The sequence below is a fragment of the Stenotrophomonas maltophilia group sp. LNF247 genome, assembly GCF_054083135.1.
In genome coordinates, this window is record NZ_JBSRQL010000006.1 from 64,379 (window position 1) to 82,268 (window position 17,890).

The window sequence follows — 17,890 nt, forward strand, 5'->3', positions numbered from 1 at the left end:
CGGGGCCCGCACCCGACGGTGCGCGCCGTTCATTGCTCAGCCGTGACGCTGCTGGAAATCGGCCATGAAGGCGACCAGCGCCTCGGCCCCGGCCAGCGGCATGGCGTTGTACAGCGAGGCACGGATGCCACCGACGACCTTGTGGCCCTTCAGCGCCAGCAGGCCGGCCGCCTTGGCCTCGGCCACGAAGCGGGCATCGAGACCGGCGTTGGGCAGGAAGAACGGGATGTTCATCCGCGAACGGGCCGCATGTGCAACTTCATTGCGGTAGAAGCCGCCGGAGCCGTCGATGGCTCTGTACACCAGCGCGGCCTTGGCGGCATTGCGCCTGGCGAACTCGGCCACGCCGCCCTCGGCCAGCATCCACTTGAACACCAGGCTGGCCAGGTACCAGTTCCAGGTCGGCGGGGTGTTGAGCATCGAATCGCGGGCGACATGCGAACGGTAATCGAAGATGTCCGCGCGCGGCTGGCCACTGCGCTCGAGCAGGTCGCGGCGGATGATCATCACCGCGATGCCGACCGGGCCCAGGTTCTTCTGGGCACCGGCATAGATCACGCCGTAGCGGCGCACGTCCAGCGGCTCGCTGGCGATGGACGAGCTGAAGTCGGCGATCAGCGGAACGTTGCCGGTATCGGGCACATCACGGAACTCGACGCCGTGGATGGTCTCGTTGGCGGTGACGTGCACATAGGCGGCATCCGGCGAGAGCCGCCAGCCGGCGCGCGGCGGCAGCGTGCGATAGCCATCGGCCTCGCTGCTGGCGGCGATGTTGACGTCGACGTAGACACTGGCCTGCTTGACCGCGGTCTTGCCCCAGTGGCCACTGACCACGTAGTCGGCACGCTGGCCCGGGGCGGCGAAATTGAGCGGGATCAACGCCTGCTGGGTGGTGGCACCACCGGACAGGAACAGCACCGCATAGTCGTCGGGGATGTCGAGCAGGCGACGCAGATCGGCTTCGGCCTCGGCGGCCACGGACATGAATTCCGCGCCGCGATGGCTCATTTCCACGATCGAAGCACCGGACCCGTGCCAGTCCAGCATTTCCGCCTGCGCCTGGCGCAGGACCGATTCCGGCAAGGTCGCAGGGCCGGCACTGAAGTTGAACGCGCGCGTCATGTCACACCTGTGGGGCAAGACCCCTAGTATGCCGCAGTGCACCAGCCTTGCGGCCTTGTGGCGCAAGGGAAATTTGGTTTCATTGGAATCCATTGGCCGCCCGCATGGCGCCGGTAGTCGCCGACCTTGGTCGGCGTACGCCGTCAGCCGTCATTCCCGCCGAAGGAGCGTGCCGACCAAGGTCGGCACCTACCGGAAGCGGGTGGACACACGCCACGTGGGTAGCGTCGGGCCATGCCCGGCGGATACGGGGTCAGCGCGCGCCGAACCAGAGCAGCAGGCTGAGCAGCGCGGCCAGCAGCAGCGCACTGACCAGCAGCCACGGCCAGCGCCGGACCTTGCGCGGCACGGCCGGCAGCACCGGCGCCTGCTCGGCGTCCTGGCTGGACTCGTCTTCATCCGGCAGCGGGCGCCGGCGCGGGTCATGCGGCACTTCCAGCACAAACCGGTGCTGGCCATCAAACACCACCTGGTCGCCGGCCTGCAGCCAGCAATGGCGCACGGCCACGCCATTGACGCAGGTGCCGTCGGCACTGCCCAGATCGCGCAGCAGCACGCGATCACCATGCACTTCCACGCGGGCGTGTCGTTCTGCGAAGGCCGGATCGTCAATAGCGATGTCAGCGTCGCCGCCGCGGCCGATCAGGCGGGCCCGCGACAGGGTGAAGCTGCGGCCGTGGTGCAGGCCGCCAACTCCGCGCAACAGCCGCTGCTGCTCGTCGCTGCCTTCCTCGTTCTTCGGCGCAGGCGCCTGCAGCAGGCTCTCGACTTCACCTTGCAGGACCATCTCCACGCCGTCCACATACACCGCATCGCCCGCACGCAGCAGCGCCATGCGCCGCACCGGTCGACCGTTCACATGAATGCCGCGGATCCCGTTGCCGACCTGCAGCCACAGGCCGCGATCATCCAGGCAGAACTGCGCCAGCAACAGGGCACCATGGCCGGCATCGCCGAGCCGCACACTGCCGTTGGCCTGGCGCACGATGCGTTGCACCCCGGGCCGCAGCGGCTGGTCGGGCTGTTGTTGTTGGCTGAAGTGAACAAGCAGGTTCTGCACGCGGCGCAGCCTAGCAGGTTGGTCGCCAACGAAGAAGAACCCAGGATGAGTGCTTGGCGCGGAGGCCCTCGATGCGCACAATGCTCGCCCTCATTGATCATCCCCGCCCTGCGCCAGGAGCCTGCATGTCCACCATCGATGTCCGCCACGCCCACGGCCTGCCCGACGCGCAGGCGCGCGCCGCGATCGAGCAGGTCGCCGCCAAGCTGTCCGAGCGCTTCGGCCTGAAGTCGTCGTGGACCGCCGATGTACTGAACTTCTCCGGCAGCGGCGTGGACGGCGCGATCGAACTGCAACCAGGCGCCGTGCGCGTGACGGCCAAGCTGGGCTTCCTGCTGTCGGCGATGAAGGGCATGGTCGAAGGCGAGATACAGCGCGTTCTGAAGGAAAAGCTGGGCTGAACCCCAGCCGCGGCCATCACGGCCGTGCAACGCCACGGCGCGCTACTCTCGGGGCAGGCCCAACTCCCACGGGAACTGCGATGAACCACTACGAGAACGACGACCGCCGCAACGACGACGCCTCTTTCGGTGACCAGGCCGAGCGCTTTTCGCGCAAGCTGAGTGACTCGGCGCAGCAGGTGTGGCTGGCCGGTCTTGGCGCTCTCGGCCGTGCACAGGCCGAAGGCAGCCGCTTCTTTGACGGCCTGGTGAAGGAAGGCGAAGCCTGGGAAGCCCGCCGCCGTGAGCGCAGCAGCGAACAGGGCCCGGGCTGGCGTGATAACGTCGAGAGCTCGCTGGACGAAGCCCGCGAGAAGGCCTCGGGCACCTGGAACAAGGTCGAGAAGGCCTTTGATGACCAAGTGCAGGGCGTGCTCAAGCGGTTGCATGTACCCACCGCCGACGAAGTGACGGCGCTCGAAGCCCGCATCGATGCCCTGCACGCGCGCCTGGCCAGGCTGGAAAACCGGGCAGCGTCGGGTACCGACGCCCCTGCACCGGGCAGCCATCAGTCGCCGGACAGCATTCCCTGAGCGCAATTGTTGCAATGCAATAAACTTTGATTGACAATCGCGAGCAACCCGCCAATCGCTTCGGCTGCCGTTTGTTCCCTCCCCTCACGGCTTCAGGATTGGCGGGTTTTTCGTGCCTGCTGTATTCCGAACTGGGCGTTCCATCACGCTTCCTGTCAGGAACCTCCTGACCCGGCCAGGTACCGCGACCTTTACACTGTCGTTCTCCGCTTTCGCCCCTTCCGCCCTACTCCTGCATGCTCCCCTGGATCCTGGCCCTGCTGTCGGCCCTGCTTACCTGTTCCCTGGCTGTTGTCTATCTGTGGTGGATCAAGCGGCGGCAGAAGGAGATGCAACTTGGCCTGCAGGCCCTGGCGGGGATGCACTGGCGAGAATTTTCGGTACTCGTCAAGCGCATGCTGCGCGAGCAGCGTGGCCTGCGCGAGCTGGTCGATCCGGCCGAAGATGCCCGCGAGCCGAGCAGCGACTTCCTGCTCAGCGACGGTCCCAACCAGTGGCTGGTGTCATGCAAGCACGGCCTGGCCTACCGTATCGGCACTGCCGCAGTGAACGAACTGGGGGCGGCCGCGCGCCTGGCCGGTGCGAAAGGTGGCGTGCTGCTCACGGAAGGCCGGATTGAGCGCGATGGCCGGGCAGCTGCCGAGAAGCAGGCGGTCGAGGTACTGGACGGCCCGCGCCTGTGGCCGCTGCTGCAGCCCTACCTGCCGGGTGACATTGAAATGCGTGTGCGCGCCACTGCCCGCCATGAAGCCCTGCGCCGCATCGCCATCGCCGGCCTGGGATCAATCACGCTGGGGCTGCTGGTCGGCCTGGGCCTGCAGGGCCTGCGCGTGGACGACGCCGCACCCACTGCCGACGCATCGGTAGTGCCAGCGCCAGCGCCAGTGCCAGCGCCGGCCCCTGCTCCGGCCGCTACCGCTGCACCTGCCCCCGGAGCATCCCCGAGCACGCCCGCCACCGCGACCTCGTCGCCGCAGGGTGTGGCCGCGCCGGCGGCCGACCCACGCAGCAATCCCAACCCGGATGCGGCCACCCTGGATCGCTACCAGGCCGATCTGGCCCGCGCCCTGGCTGGCAAGCCCGGCATCGCCAGCGGTGTCTGGCTGACCCGGCAGACGCTGGCGATCAACCGCACCGGCGAACTGGACGCGGTGTGGCCGCTGGTCTGCGAGGAAGTGCTGCACTACCCCGCCCTGCGCAACGTGCGCATCCAGCTCAATGCCCGCCCCGGTGTGGACGAGCCGGTGCGCTGGCGGCAGTGCGCTACGTATTGATGGGGCAGCATCCACGCATGGCGTGGATCGACCGAAGGTTCTCACGCATCACGTAATCCCAACCGGGATTCAGTGTTGCACGACATGCGTGGATACGCCCTACCGAGCCCCCGGCGCGAAGCGCGCGACCAGGTCCCAGGCATCCCCCAGGAACACCTGGCGCACGCGGGTGATCGGCTGTTCACCGCGCCAGGTCAGCCGCTCGATCACCAGACAGGCTGTGCCGGGCTTCACATCGAGCAGCCTGGCGGTGGCGGTATCCGCGCCCCAGGCACTGATGCGGTGCTGGGCACGGGTCCACGACACGTTCTGCAGCAGCCAGCTGCCCGGCGCGGTGGTACTGAAATCGACCTCCAGCACCTCGGGCACCCCCACCGGGCTGATCAGGCGATGCTCAAGTGCCAGCGGACGGCCATCGGCCAGGTGCAGGCAACGCATCGCCAGCAGGTTCTCCTGCCCAGCCAGCTCGACTTCACCAGCATTGCCGGGATCGGCCAGGCGCAGTTCCCGTTGCAGCAGGCGATAGGCGTACTGATGGCCGCGCGAGCCCACCTCCATCGCGATATCGGGAATCTCCAGCGCCACCTGTTCCAGGTGCGGCGGCTGCCGCGCCACGAATGAACCGGCGCGACGGCGGCGCTCGATCATGCCGCTCTCGGCCAGTGCAGTCAGCACCTTGTTCACGGTCATCCGCGAGCAGCCGTACTGCTCCATCAGCTCGTGCTCGTATGGAATCCGGAAGCCCGGCGCCCACTCTCCACTGAGGATGCGGCTTTCCAGATCGCTGCGGATACGCTGGTTGAGCGTGGCGGACTTGCTGGCCTTCACGTAATGGGGTCTCGGTAGCGGGAGGCGATCAGCCCAGCACGCCGCGCAGGGCGGCGGCGAAGGCGGTGGTGATCGCCTCGCGCTGCAGGTGGCGGCCCTCGGCCACGCATTGGCGGCCATGGCGCCAGACCGATCGCAGCGCGCCATTACGTGCGGCGAACACCCAGCTGTCAAGCCATGCGTCATCCTGTCGCGCCTGCAGCGCGGGGTGCCCGGCATCCAGTTCGACCAGGTCGGCACTGGCGCCCACCTGCAGGCCAGCGGGCACGCCCAGCACCTGTGCACCACCGTGCAGTGCGCCTTCGAACAGGAAGCGACCGGTGCTGCGGGTGGCATCCGGCGCCAGCACGTTGCGACCGCGCAGGGTCAGCCGCTGGCCGTATTCAAGCAGGCGCAGTTCTTCGGCCGCATCGATCAGCACATTGGAATCGGAGCCGACGCCGAAGCGTCCGCCCTCGCGCGCGAATGCCTGCATCGGGAACAGCCCGTCGCCCAGGTTGGCCTCGGTGATCGGGCACAGGCCGGCCACGGCCTGGCTGGCCACAATGGCCGCGCGCTCGTCATCGGTGATGTGGGTGGCATGCACCAGGCACCAGCGCGCATCCACCGGCGCATGGTTGTACAGCCACTGCACCGGGCGCTGGCCGCTCCAGGCCAGGCAGGCCTCCACTTCGCGCACCTGCTCGGCGATATGGATGTGCACCGGGCCGTCGGTTAGCGGCAGCAACGCACTCAGTTCCTCGCCGGTGACCGCACGCAGGCTGTGCGGTGCGATGCCGAGCACCGCGTCGGGCAGCGCGGCCAATGCCGGCTTGGCGGCCTCCAGCAGCTGCGCGAAACCCTCCACGTCGTGGATCAGGCGCCGCTGCGCTGGATTCGGCGCCGCCCCGCCGAAATCGGCATGCGCATAGAACACCGGCAGCAGGGTCAGGCCGATGCCGGTCTGCTCGGCTGCCGCCGCGATCCGTGCACTCATCTCGGCGCGGTTGGCATAGGCGCGACCATCGGCGTCGTGGTGCAGGTAGTGGAATTCACCGACGCGGGTAAAGCCGCTTTCGAGCATTTCCATGTAGGCCTGGGCGGCGATGGCCTGCACCGCGTCCGGTCGCAGGTGGGCCAGGAAGCGGTACATCAGCTCGCGCCAGCTCCAGAAGCTGTCACCGTCACCGCCGCCGATCTCGGTCAGGCCGGCCATGCCACGCTGGAAGGCATGGCTGTGCAGGTTGGGCAGGCCGGGCACCAGGATGCCGACGCGGGTGTCGTCGTGCTGGGCGCCCTGCCCCGTGTGGATCGCCGTGACGCGGCCGTCCTGCACCTGCAGGCGGACATCGCGGGCCCAGCCCTCGGCCAGCAAGGCGTGGGCAGCATGGAAACTGTGCGGGGAACGCGAATCGAACATGGCTGGACAACCCGAAATGGACGCCTATATTGTATAGACATATAAGCACAGCCGCGTTGTGGATGCCATGCACGTCGATACCCTCTGGTCCAACGTCCACCTGATCACCCTCGACGGCGACGGCCTGGGTGTCATCCGCGATGGCGTACTGGCCTGCGCCGACGGCCGCATCGTCCACGTTGGCCCGGCCGGCAGCGACGCCCACCTGAAGCCCACCACCCGCATCGATGGCGAAGGCCGCTGGATTTCGCCCGGCCTGATCGACTGCCACACCCACCTGGTCTACGCCGGCAACCGCGCCAACGAATTCGAGCAGCGTCTGCAGGGCGTCAGCTATGCCGACATCGCCCGTGCCGGCGGCGGCATCGTCTCCACTGTGCGCGCCACCCGCGCCGCGACGCCGGAACAGCTGGCCTGCGAAAGCCGGCCGCGCCTGCTGGCGATGCGTGCCGAAGGCGTGACCACGATCGAGATCAAGTCCGGCTACGGCCTGACCTTGCCCGACGAACGCAAGCAGCTGCAGGTGGCGCGTGCATTGGGTGAGGAATGCCGGGTCAACGTGGTGACCACCTTCCTCGGCGCGCACGCAATTCCGCCGGGCCGCGAAGCACAGGAGTACATCGACGAGGTGTGCGACGTGATGATTCCGGCCATCGCCGCGGAAGGCCTGGCCGAAGCGGTGGATGTGTTCTGCGAAAACATCGCCTTCTCGCCGGCGCAGGCGCGGCAGGTCTTCGAAGCGGCGCGCGCGAACGGGCTGGCGGTGAAGATCCATGCCGAGCAGCTGAGCAACCAGCATGGTGCTGAACTGGCGGCCAGCTTCGGTGCTCTCTCGGCCGACCATATCGAACATCTGGACGATGCCGGCATCGCCGCGATGGCCGCCGCCGGCACCGTCGCCGTGCTGTTGCCCGGTGCCTTCTACTTCACCCGCGATACCACCCTGCCGCCGATCGCTGCATTGCGCGCGGCCGGCGTGCCGCTGGCGCTGGCCACCGACAGCAACCCCGGCACCTCGCCGCTGACCAGCCCGCTCCTGGCGATGAACATGGGCGCGACCCTGTTCCGCCTGACCGTGGATGAGTGCATCGCCGGCTTCACCCGTGAAGCGGCGCGCGCACTGGGCCATGGCGAGCGTATCGGCCGCCTGGCCGTCGGCATGGACTGCGACCTGGCGATCTGGGACATCGACGCCCCCGCCGACCTGGTCTATCGCATTGGATTCAACCCGCTGCACGCGCGCGTGGTGCGCGGGCAGCCCGACCTGCCTGCCTCCTGGAGCAACACATGAGCAACACCCTGGTTCTTCGCCCCGGCCATGTCACTCTCGCCCAGTGGCGGCAGGTCTATCGCGGTGCACCGCTTGCACTGGATCCGGCCGCGCTGCCGGTAGTGCGCGCCAGTGCTGCTGCAGTCGCCGCCATCGTCGCCAAGGGTGCGCCGGTGTATGGCATCAACACCGGCTTCGGCAAGCTGGCCAGCGTGCGCATCGAGCGCGAAGACCTGGCCACCCTGCAGCGCAATATCGTGCTCTCGCACGCTGCTGGCGTGGGCGAACCGATGCCGGCCAACGTGGTGCGGTTGATGATGGCGCTGAAGCTGGTCAGCCTGGCGCAAGGCGCATCGGGCATTCGCGAGGAAACCCTGCTGCTGCTCGAAGCGATGCTGGTCAAGGGCGTGTTGCCCGTGGTGCCGGCACAAGGCTCGGTGGGTGCTTCCGGCGATCTGGCACCGCTTTCGCACTTGGCCAGCGTGATGCTGGGCGTGGGCGAAGCCTACATCGGTGACGAACGCCTGCCCGCAACCGACGCGCTGGCGCGTGCTGGCCTGCAGCCGATCGAACTGGGCGCGAAGGAAGGCCTGGCGCTGCTCAACGGCACCCAGTTCTCCACCGCCTATGCGCTGGCCGGCCTGTTCGAAATCGAAACCGTGTTCCAGGCGGCATTGGTCACCGGCGCGTTGTCGGTGGAAGCGGCCAAGGGTTCGGACACGCCGTTCGATCCGCGCATCCATGCCATCCGTGGCCAGCGCGGGCAGATCGCCACCGCCGCCACCCTGCGCACGCTGATGCACGGCTCAGGCATCCGCGAATCGCACCGCGACAACGACGTGCGCGTGCAGGACCCGTACTGCCTGCGCTGCCAGCCGCAGGTGATGGGGGCGGCGCTGGATATCCTGCGCCAGGCCGCGACCACGCTGGAAATCGAAGCCAACGGCGTGTCCGACAATCCACTGGTGTTCACCGATACCGGCGAAGCGTTGTCCGGTGGCAACTTCCACGCCGAGCCGGTAGCCTTCGCCGCCGACATGCTGGCGATGGCGGTGTGCGAGATCGGTTCGATCAGCGAGCGCCGCCTGGCGATGCTGGTGGACCCGGCGCTGTCCGGCCTGCCGGCGTTCCTGACCCCGCGCCCGGGCCTGAATTCCGGCTTCATGATTCCGCAGGTGACCGCCGCCGCGCTGGTCTCAGAGAACAAGCAGCGCGCCTACCCGGCCAGTGTTGATTCGATCCCGACCTCGGCCAACCAGGAAGACCACGTGTCGATGGCCGCGCACGGTGCGCGGCGCCTGATGCAGATGGCCGAGAACGCGGCCAACGTGATCGGCATCGAACTGCTGGCCGCGGCGCAGGGCTGCGACTTCCATGCGCCGCTGCGCTCCAGTGCCGCGCTGGAAACCGTGCGCGCCACCCTGCGCGCGCAGGTGCCGACGCTGGAAGAAGACCGCTACTTCCATCCGGACATGGTGACCGCCACGAATCTGGTGCGCAGTGGCGCGCTGGCGCAGGGCCTGACCGACCTGCTGCCAACCGTGGAACCCCACGCATGAATACCCGTCCCGAATGGCTGACGGTGCACGAAGGCGACGCCCCCCTCATCGTCAGCTTCCCGCATACCGGCAGCGAGCTGCCGCACGACCTGATCGGCGACTACCACTCGCCGTGGCTGGCGCGCCGCGATGCCGACTGGTGGGTGCACGAGCTGTACGACTTCGTGCGCGGCATGGGCGCGACCACGGTGCGCTCGGCGATCTCACGTTCGGTGATCGACCTCAACCGCGATCCCAGCGGTGTGTCGCTGTACCCGGGCCAGAACACCACCGGCCTGTGCCCGCTGACCACCTTCGACAACCAGCCGCTGTACCACGCGGGCCGCGAGCCGGATGACGCCGAGATCGCGCGGCGCCGCGACACATATTTCCTGCCCTACCACGATGCGCTGGCCGCACAGATCACCCGCCTGCGCGCGCAGCACGGTACGGTGGTGGTGTACGACGCGCATTCGATCCGCTCGCATATTCCGCACCTGTTCGATGGCGAGCTGCCGCAGTTCAACCTCGGTACCGCCGGGCCGTCCGGCGCACCCGACACGTCCTGCGACAACGCCTTGAGCGATGTTGTGGAAAACCTGCTGAAGATCAGCGGCATGAGCCAGGTGCGCAACGGCCGCTTCAAGGGCGGCTGGATCACCCGCCACTACAGCAACATCGCCGGCGGCGTGCACAGCCTGCAGATGGAACTTGCCTGCCGCGGCTACATGCACGAACCCCTGCCGGACCAGGTGGACGAACACAGCTGGCCCACCCCGCTCGACCCCGACCACGCCGCACCACTGCGCCACACCCTGGCGCAGGTGCTCAACGCCTGCCTTGAATTCGCTACGAACCGGAGCGCCGCATGACCCGCAACGACCCGTCCCGCACCATCGCCGCGCCGACCGGCACCACGCTGAACGCCAAGAGCTGGCTGACCGAAGCGCCGTTGCGCATGCTGATGAACAACCTGCACCCGGACGTGGCCGAGCGGCCGCAGGAGCTGGTGGTGTACGGCGGCATCGGCCGCGCCGCGCGTGACTGGGAGAGCTTCGATGCCATCGTCGAAACGCTCAAGCGCCTGGACGACGACCAGACTCTGCTGGTGCAGTCCGGCAAGCCGGTGGGCGTGTTCCGCACCCACGCCGATGCACCGCGCGTGCTGATCGCCAATTCCAACCTGGTGCCGCGCTGGGCCAACTGGGACCACTTCAACGAGCTGGATAAGAAGGGCCTGGCCATGTACGGCCAGATGACCGCCGGCAGCTGGATCTACATCGGTGCGCAGGGCATCGTGCAGGGCACCTACGAGACCTTCGTGGAAATGGGGCGCCAGCATTTCGGCGGCGACCTGACCGGGAAGTGGCTGTTCACCGGTGGCCTCGGCGGCATGGGTGGTGCACAGCCGCTGGCTGCCGTGATGGCCGGCGCCTCCTGCCTGGCCGTCGAGTGCCGCAAGAGCAGCATCGACATGCGCCTGCGCACCGGCTATCTGGATACCTGGACCGACAATCTGGACGAAGCCCTGCGCCTGATCGACGAGTCGTGCAAGGCCGGTACGCCGAAGTCGGTGGGCCTGCTCGGCAACGTCGCCGACGTGCTGGCTGAACTGCTCAAGCGCGGCGTGAAGCCGGACCTGCTGACCGACCAGACCTCCGCGCATGACCCGGTGAACGGCTACCTGCCGCAGGGCTGGACGGTCGAGCAGTGGGATGAAAAGCGTGTCTCCGCCCCCAAGGAAGTGGAAAAGGCTGCGCGTGCCTCGATGGCCAACCACATCCGCGCCATGCTCGGCTTCCACGCGCTGGGCGTGCCGACCGTGGACTACGGCAACAACCTGCGGCAGATGGCGCTGGAAGAAGGTGTGGCCAATGCCTTCGATTTCCCGGGTTTCGTGCCGGCCTACATCCGCCCGCTGTTCTGCCGCGGCATCGGCCCGTTCCGCTGGGCGGCACTGAGTGGCGACCCGGAAGACATTGCCAAGACCGATGCCAAGGTGAAGGAGCTGATTCCGGACAACCCGCACCTGCACCGCTGGCTGGACATGGCCGCCGAAAAGATCAAGTTCCAGGGCCTGCCGGCACGCATCTGCTGGGTCGGCCTGGGTGATCGTGATCGACTCGGCCTGGCCTTCAACGAAATGGTGGCCAACGGCGAACTGAAGGCGCCGGTGGTGATCGGCCGTGACCACCTGGACAGTGGCAGCGTCGCTTCACCGAACCGCGAAACCGAAGCAATGGCGGACGGCTCCGATGCGGTGTCCGACTGGCCGCTGCTGAACGCCCTGCTCAACACCGCCAGCGGCGCGACCTGGGTGTCGCTGCACCACGGCGGTGGCGTGGGCATGGGCTTCTCGCAGCATGCCGGCATGGTGATCGTCTGCGACGGCACCGAGGCGGCGGCCAAGCGGATTGGCCGCGTGCTGTGGAACGACCCGGCCACCGGCGTGATGCGCCATGCCGATGCGGGCTATGAAATCGCGATCGACTGCGCGAAGGAGAAGGGACTGGATCTGCCGGGAATCCTCGGCTGATCAAGTTCTGGGTAGTGCCGGCCGCTGGCCGGCACCGCCCATGCATTGTCCGTGCCGCCGGCCGCCGTCTGCCCCTTTCTGGTGCTGGGACGCTCTGGTAGATGCCGACCTAGGTCGGCGCTCACTCCGCTACATCAATGCCGAGGCGACCACCGATGCCCTTGCTCGAATACTGTCCGACGCATCATCCTTCAGCGCTTTGATCAAGGAGACGACTTCTGCTGCACCCTTCGTCGAGGCCATGCTCTTCAGATAAGCAATCAACACATTTCTGTGTAGATCACTATTAAGCAATCTGCAGATGAAAGTCTCCAACCATTCTGGTGCCACGCGACGCATGTGCGGAGCTGATTGGACAAGCGCGGAAACCATGCTGTCGCCGTCACTTGCCTCGACAAGATGAAGAAGGCCCCACATGACTTCATGATGCGGAGTGTCATCGGCGAACATCGAGAAGAGAACTTCCAGCTCCCGACTGGAGAACCCCAGACCTGATAGCGCCTGAACCGTCCGGTCAAATACCGCAACCTCTTCTGAAGTGAGCATTTGCGAAGCCCGCAACAGCTCGTCCAGAAGTTGGCTCTTGATCAAAGCGTCGTTGGTGGCAGTTGGCACTGCTTGCACCTGTCCATCAATGGAGTGGCATTCGATTGTACGCGCGCACCAAGACAACTCTGGTGCTGGAGTGAAACGCCGCCGGGCATCGATCGAATCGATGCTCAAGCCAGCGCCTGAAGCATCGCCGCATGGGTGGAGTCGTCTAAACCCGCTTAAGACTATCGCGTCGGTGTGGGCTGAGGCACTCTTATATCTGGTGCCTCATCAGTCGCGAAGAGCTGTTTACGACAGGCCATTGGAAATTCACGCATTCACATAGGCGCCCGCCTCCGCTTGACCCGTCGACCGCCGCTGATCAACATGCGCCATCACCGCTGATGGATCATCGCGATGTACCGCACCCTTGCTGCTGCATTGCGCTGCGCCCTCTTGGCCGCTCCGATCGCTTCGGCGCATGAGTCCCCCGGCGATCTTTCCAATCAGCTCGACACCCAACTGCAGGTCAACCGCGAGTGCTACGGCATTGCCGGCCAGGCGGTGCTGGTCGCACACAACGACCAGGTGCTGTACCAGGGCGCCAGCGGCGAAAGTGATCGCGCTACGCACACACCTGCCGCCGTCGATTCCATCTTCGCCGCGCAGTCGATGGGCAAGTTGCTGACCAGCACGCTGGTGATGCAATTGGTCGATCAGGGCAAGGTGGATCTGGAGGCGCCGGCAAGCCGCTATGTTCCGGACCTGCCGACTGCATGGCAGGCAATCCACGTGCGCGACTTCCTCAACCATAGCTCGGGTATCGGCGAGTACTACGACCGGGTGGAGAACCGCTGGGTCAGCAAGGGCTACACCGGTGTGGCGCCTGATCTTGCCGCTGCACTGAAGGTGGCCGGCGCGGCGCCGATGCAGTTCGCCACCGGCAGCCGCGTGCAGTACACCCAGGCGAACTACCTGGTGCTGACGGCGTTGCTGGAAGCGCACTATCGCAAGCCCTACCCGGCCATCGCACGCGAACGCATCCTGCAGCCTTTGAAGATGGCCAGCACCTCGTGGGGTGTCACCAGCGTGCCAGCCACGCGCGCGGCGGTGCCGTACATCGGCAAGGACGGCCAACTGCAGTCGGCCAATGAAGACCCTTGGCCGGACTACGGCTGGGGCCATGCCGACCTGCAGACCACCGTGGGCGACATGAACCGCTTCCTGCAGGCACTGGCCACCGGCAAGCTGGTGCGCACGGCGACCTTGGAAGAACTCTGGCAGCCGCAGAAACTGAGCGGTGGCGGCAGCAATTTCTTCTCCACCGGCTGGGACACCACCCGCAGTGACGGCTACACCCAGGTCGGCCATGATGGCGGCACCCGTGTACGTACGCGATTGGCCTACAAGGGCACGCTGGCCAGCGGCTACTGGGTATTCGTTTACCTGACCAACGGCAGCGCCCGCAATGTCTGGTCGAGCACGCTGGTGGAAAGCACGATGGCGGTGGCCGCGCCGCAGGAGTTTCCGCATGCGGTACTGTCCGAGCGGCTGATCGCGTATGCGCTGGACGATGACGCAGGCGCTGCCCAGGCGATACGCAGCTGGTTGCGCGATGACAACCGGGTGACGGGCAGCGAGCTGGAACGTGCGATCAACGCCAGTGGCTATGCCATCCGCGAGAGCCTTGGTGCACGCAGGGCGTTGAAGGTATTCGCCCTCAACACCGAGCTGTATCCGGATTCGGCCAATGTGTGGGACAGCCTGGCCGAGTGTCATGCGGCATTGGGCGAGAAGGAAGCAGCTGATCAGTTCTACGCAAAGTCGAAGACGCTGACGAAACCCTCGCCATAAACCCTGCTGTAGAGCCGAGCCCATGCTCGGCTGCTCTTCGTCGCGATGGCAGACAACCGGCGCTGCGCGATTAGCCGAGCGCGGGCTCGGCTCTACAGGAACGCGGCGGGCGGCCATACGCCGCCGATGGGTGACGTGACGCCGCCGACCTGTTAACTTTCGCACCACTTTTGTGGTTTACAGCATTTCCGCATGTCGCTCTCGTCGTACCGCCCCATCCCCTCGCTGCTGTCTCTGGCCGTTTCCCTTGGCCTCGCCTCCACTGCCGCTGCAGCCCCGCAGGCCACCACGCTGGATGCGGTGCAGGTCACCGCTGTTGGTGATGCCACCGCGCAGGCGCGCGAGGCGCTGAAGCGTGTACCCGGCGCCAGCAACGTCATCGACGTGGCCAAGGCCGACAGCCGCCTTTCCAGCAGCGCCGATGTGCTGGCCTACCAGCCCGGCATCAGCGCGCAGTCGCCGGGCAACGAGGGCACCAGGATCTCGATCCGCGGTTCGGGCATCAACCGGGGCCCCGGCGCGCATGCCTCAGGCATTGCGGTGTCGATCGACGGCCTGCCACTGACCGGCCCGGGCGGCACGCCCTACGAGCTGCTGGAACCGCTGTGGTTGTCGCGCGTGGAAGTGCTCCGCGGCGCCAACGGCTTCGAACGCGGCGCGCTCGCGTTGGGCGGCGCCATCGACTACGTCAGCCGCAGCGGACGTGATTCGGCGGGCGTGCAGCTGCACTACGAAGCCGGCAGCCGTGGCTACCAGAAGCGCGGCATCAGTTGGGGCGGCGCCAGTGGTGATGTCGACTACTTCCTGGCTTACACCGATACCGAGTTCGATGGTTATCAGCGCCATGCGCGCGGCGACGGCAAGGGCGCGATGGCCAACATCGGCTGGCAGATCACGCCCGACCTGCAGACACGTTTCTTCGTGCGCTACCGCGAAACCAATCACGAAACGCCCGGTCGCTTGACCCGCGATCAGATCCGCAACGATCCGCATGCGGCAAACGCGGCCAACCTGGCCATCGATGCGCGCCGCCCGCAGCCGGGCAGTACCTGGGTGGGCAATGTCACCACGCTGCAGATCGACGAGGATTCTTCGCTGCAGGCCGGGCTGGTCTACCACACGTACCCGATGGACTTGAACGAGAGCCTGTACCGCCAGCAGCTGGACTACGCCAACCTCAACGCCACGCTGGACTACCACCACCGCCACCGGCTGTTCGGCCTGGACAGCCAAACCACGATCGGTCTGCGCGTCACCCACGATCTGGACGCCGATGTGCGCGAGTCGCTGCGCTTTGCCAGCAACGGCTATGCCGCCGGTACGCGCACGCGTGACTTCCGCCACCACGGCACCGACAGCACGCTGCACGTCGGCAATACCCTCACCTTCAACGACCGCCTGCGCATGCAGACCGGGCTGGCACTGATCAGCACCCGCCGCGACGTGCAGGTGACCTGGCCGAGCAGCGGCGGCCGCCTGCGCGACCACGACTGGGACTACGCGCCGCGACTGGGCTTCACCTGGCAGCACAGCGCGCAGACGCAGTGGTTCGGCAACCTCAGCCGCTCGGTGGAGGCGCCGCACCCGTGGTCGATGATCTGGGGCTCGAACCAGTACTTCGGGCCGGGCAATGGCCCGTCTACCGGCCGCCAGCGCGCGCCGGTGCCGATGCAGAACCAGACCGCCACCACGCTGGAACTGGGCGCGCGCGGTGACGCGGCGCTGGGTCGCTGGGAACTGACCGGCTACTACGCCCACGTGAACCATGAATTGTTGAGCGTGGAGCTGCAGCCGGTACCGAACCTGTTCATCGCAGAGAACAACGCCAGCCCCACCGTGCACCGTGGCATCGAAGCCGGATTGGACAGCACACTGTGGCGGGCCGCGCCGGGGCGCCTGTCGTTGCGCCAGGCGTACACCTTCAGTGATTTCGGTTACCGCCACGATGCGCGCTTCGGCAGCAACCGCCTGCCGGGCCTGCCGCGCCACAGCTACCAGGCCGAGCTGCGCTTCGATCATGCCTCCGGCCTGTACGCCGCGCTGAACAGCGAATACGCCTCGCGCATCGCGGTGGACTACGCCAACAGCTACTGGGCCGATAGCCACGTGATCTTCGGCAGCCGCATCGGCTACGAGGCACCCGGTGGTCGCTGGCAGGCCTGGGCGGAGATGCGCAACATCGGCAACCGCCACTACGCGGCCACGGTCACGCCGGGCTACGACGACGCCGGCAAGGATGTCGCGCGCTCGACGCCAGGCGAAGGCCGTGGCGTCTATGCGGGCGTGCGCTGGCGCTTTGACTGATGGCCGCAGGCGGCGCCGGGTCTGACCCGGCGCCGTCGTTCCAGGGTCAGCCGATACGCCAGGCCGGCAGGCGTTCGCTGCGCTTCCAGATGGAAGGCGCGAAACCAATCAACACCAGCGCCGCCAGCCACTTCGGTGAGGTAGTGAGCAGTGTCGAGGTGAGCGAGCCACCGACGGGGGCGGCCATTTCCTGCCACGGGTTGTAGCCCAGGTAGACGACGCTGCCAGCCCACCACAACAACGCCAGGCCGATGCCCACCAGCAACAGAGCCAGCGTGCGGCAGGTCCAGCGCTGCGACGTGCTGCCCCATTCCCGCGACGCTGCGATCAGCAGACCCACCACCAGCAGCGACACTAATGCAACCAGCCCGATATCGACTTTGGGCCCGATGCGTTCATAGCTGCAGGCGCGGCATTGCGCCTCTTCCGTGGCAGTGGCGGCTTCGGCGCCATCGGCCTGCCCGGCTGCGGGCTGCGCCAGCGCTGCAAACGGCATCAGTACCGCCAGCAGCGTCACCATGATCCAACGAAACAACGTCCTGTTCCTGCGTGCAGCGACATCCATGCGCTTGTCCTTGTCGGGGTTGGTTGAAGCCGGGCCACGTTCCGAGGCCCCCGGCGGATAATAGCGCAGAGTCGGGCAGGATCGAAAACTGCGCGTGCCTCTACGGCTTGGGGAGTACCAGGGGCGGACGGGCGCTGGCCGATCGCCGGCCTGGTATGGGCCATGACGCGCTACGGCATGCGATTGGCAACTTCAGCGGGCTGGCGCCGGAATGCCCGGCTGCTTCACGCCGGCCGCGCCTTGGTCACCGCCTCGATGCGATGGCCCTCGGGGTCGACCACGAACGCCGCATAGTAGGAGTCACCGTAATCGGGGCGCAGTCCGGGCGCTCCATTGTCAGCGCCTCCGTTGGCCATGGCTGCTGCGTGGAACGCATCCACGGCCGCTGCGGACACCGCAGCGAACGCCACGTGGAAACCGGGGCCCGGCGCTGCGGCGTCATCACGCAGCTTCAGGCAGAACGCGTCTTCATCATCGGCCACCCCATAGCCGATCGCGGTCTCGTCCTCGAACACCCGGCGGTACCCGAGTGCGGCGAGTGCGGCATCGTAAAAGCGGCCTGCGGCGTCGAGGTCACGGACGCCGAGGGAAAGGTGGTGCAACATGCAGACATCCTTGCCGGGCACGCAGTCGTGC

The 17,890-nt window shown here is 66.9% G+C and carries 16 protein-coding genes; 9 read left to right on the forward strand and 7 right to left on the reverse strand.

Annotation, left to right across the window (positions count from 1 at the left end; translation table 11 throughout):
* Positions 1-36: 36 nt before the first annotated feature.
* Complete coding sequence (gene serC / locus ACTXG9_RS08135; protein ID WP_180832417.1) at positions 37-1,122, reverse strand: 3-phosphoserine/phosphohydroxythreonine transaminase; 1,086 nt, start codon at positions 1,120-1,122, stop codon at positions 37-39.
* A gap of 253 nt (positions 1,123-1,375) precedes the next feature.
* The gene (locus ACTXG9_RS08140; RefSeq protein ID WP_019660328.1) at positions 1,376-2,182 is read right to left on the reverse strand and encodes an FHA domain-containing protein; all 807 of its coding nucleotides are present in this window, start codon (positions 2,180-2,182) and stop codon (positions 1,376-1,378) included.
* Positions 2,183-2,307: 125 nt separating this feature from the next.
* On the opposite strand from ACTXG9_RS08140, the gene ACTXG9_RS08145 reads away from it, so the two are divergent.
* The 3 genes from ACTXG9_RS08145 (at position 2,308) to ACTXG9_RS08155 (ending at position 4,429) form a co-directional block, all read left to right on the forward strand.
* Positions 2,308-2,583 carry a polyhydroxyalkanoic acid system family protein gene (locus ACTXG9_RS08145; protein WP_019660329.1) on the forward strand — a complete coding sequence of 92 codons (276 nt, stop codon included), beginning with the start codon at positions 2,308-2,310 and terminating at the stop codon, positions 2,581-2,583.
* A gap of 80 nt (positions 2,584-2,663) precedes the next feature.
* Entirely contained in the window at positions 2,664-3,155 is a 492-nt protein-coding gene (locus tag ACTXG9_RS08150) for a phasin family protein (protein WP_049471412.1), read from the forward strand.
* Between the two features lie 236 nt (positions 3,156-3,391).
* Positions 3,392-4,429, forward strand: a complete 1,038-nt coding sequence (locus ACTXG9_RS08155; protein ID WP_134735918.1) for a restriction endonuclease — start codon at positions 3,392-3,394, stop codon at positions 4,427-4,429.
* A gap of 99 nt (positions 4,430-4,528) precedes the next feature.
* Here ACTXG9_RS08155 and hutC read toward each other — a convergent pair whose 3' ends face one another.
* Positions 4,529-5,257, reverse strand: coding sequence for a histidine utilization repressor (gene hutC / locus ACTXG9_RS08160; RefSeq protein ID WP_456115659.1), 729 nt, complete (start codon positions 5,255-5,257; stop codon positions 4,529-4,531).
* A 28-nt stretch (positions 5,258-5,285) separates the two neighbouring features.
* Positions 5,286-6,656, reverse strand: coding sequence for a formimidoylglutamate deiminase (locus tag ACTXG9_RS08165; RefSeq protein WP_111098179.1), 1,371 nt, complete (start codon positions 6,654-6,656; stop codon positions 5,286-5,288).
* 67 nt (positions 6,657-6,723) lie between these two features.
* Between ACTXG9_RS08165 and hutI the strand changes: the two genes are divergently transcribed.
* The 4 genes from hutI to hutU are packed head-to-tail and all read left to right on the forward strand — an operon-like array spanning position 6,724 to position 12,000.
* Positions 6,724-7,947 carry an imidazolonepropionase gene (gene hutI, locus ACTXG9_RS08170; protein ID WP_111098208.1) on the forward strand — a complete coding sequence of 408 codons (1,224 nt, stop codon included), beginning with the start codon at positions 6,724-6,726 and terminating at the stop codon, positions 7,945-7,947.
* A complete protein-coding gene (gene hutH / locus ACTXG9_RS08175) occupies positions 7,944-9,485 on the forward strand; it encodes a histidine ammonia-lyase (protein WP_288041710.1) in 1,542 nt (513 codons plus the stop codon). Before hutI ends, hutH begins: the two co-directional genes overlap by 4 nt.
* On the forward strand, positions 9,482-10,336 hold the full coding sequence (gene hutG / locus ACTXG9_RS08180) for an N-formylglutamate deformylase (RefSeq protein WP_021202763.1): 855 nt from the start codon (positions 9,482-9,484) through the stop codon (positions 10,334-10,336). Before hutH ends, hutG begins: the two co-directional genes overlap by 4 nt.
* The gene (gene hutU, locus ACTXG9_RS08185) at positions 10,333-12,000 is read left to right on the forward strand and encodes a urocanate hydratase (protein WP_111150194.1); all 1,668 of its coding nucleotides are present in this window, start codon (positions 10,333-10,335) and stop codon (positions 11,998-12,000) included. Before hutG ends, hutU begins: the two co-directional genes overlap by 4 nt.
* Positions 12,001-12,129: 129 nt before the next feature.
* Here hutU and ACTXG9_RS08190 read toward each other — a convergent pair whose 3' ends face one another.
* A complete protein-coding gene (locus tag ACTXG9_RS08190; RefSeq protein WP_171954503.1) occupies positions 12,130-12,723 on the reverse strand; it encodes an Imm30 family immunity protein in 594 nt (197 codons plus the stop codon).
* 225 nt (positions 12,724-12,948) lie between these two features.
* Here ACTXG9_RS08190 and ACTXG9_RS08195 point away from each other — a divergent pair, with 225 nt between their 5' ends.
* Positions 12,949-14,385: a serine hydrolase domain-containing protein gene (locus ACTXG9_RS08195; RefSeq protein ID WP_456115658.1), complete on the forward strand. Its 1,437-nt coding sequence runs from the start codon at positions 12,949-12,951 to the stop codon at positions 14,383-14,385.
* Between the two features lie 192 nt (positions 14,386-14,577).
* Positions 14,578-16,689 (forward strand): TonB-dependent receptor family protein, encoded by a 2,112-nt coding sequence (locus ACTXG9_RS08200; RefSeq protein ID WP_456115657.1) that lies wholly within the window; start codon positions 14,578-14,580, stop codon positions 16,687-16,689.
* Between the two features lie 46 nt (positions 16,690-16,735).
* Here ACTXG9_RS08200 and ACTXG9_RS08205 read toward each other — a convergent pair whose 3' ends face one another.
* Together ACTXG9_RS08205 and ACTXG9_RS08210 are read right to left on the reverse strand one after the other, a co-directional pair.
* On the reverse strand, positions 16,736-17,254 hold the full coding sequence (locus ACTXG9_RS08205) for a hypothetical protein (RefSeq protein WP_206621506.1): 519 nt from the start codon (positions 17,252-17,254) through the stop codon (positions 16,736-16,738).
* A gap of 224 nt (positions 17,255-17,478) precedes the next feature.
* Positions 17,479-17,859, reverse strand: a complete 381-nt coding sequence (locus ACTXG9_RS08210) for a VOC family protein (RefSeq protein ID WP_206621507.1) — start codon at positions 17,857-17,859, stop codon at positions 17,479-17,481.
* Positions 17,860-17,890 lie beyond the last annotated feature (31 nt).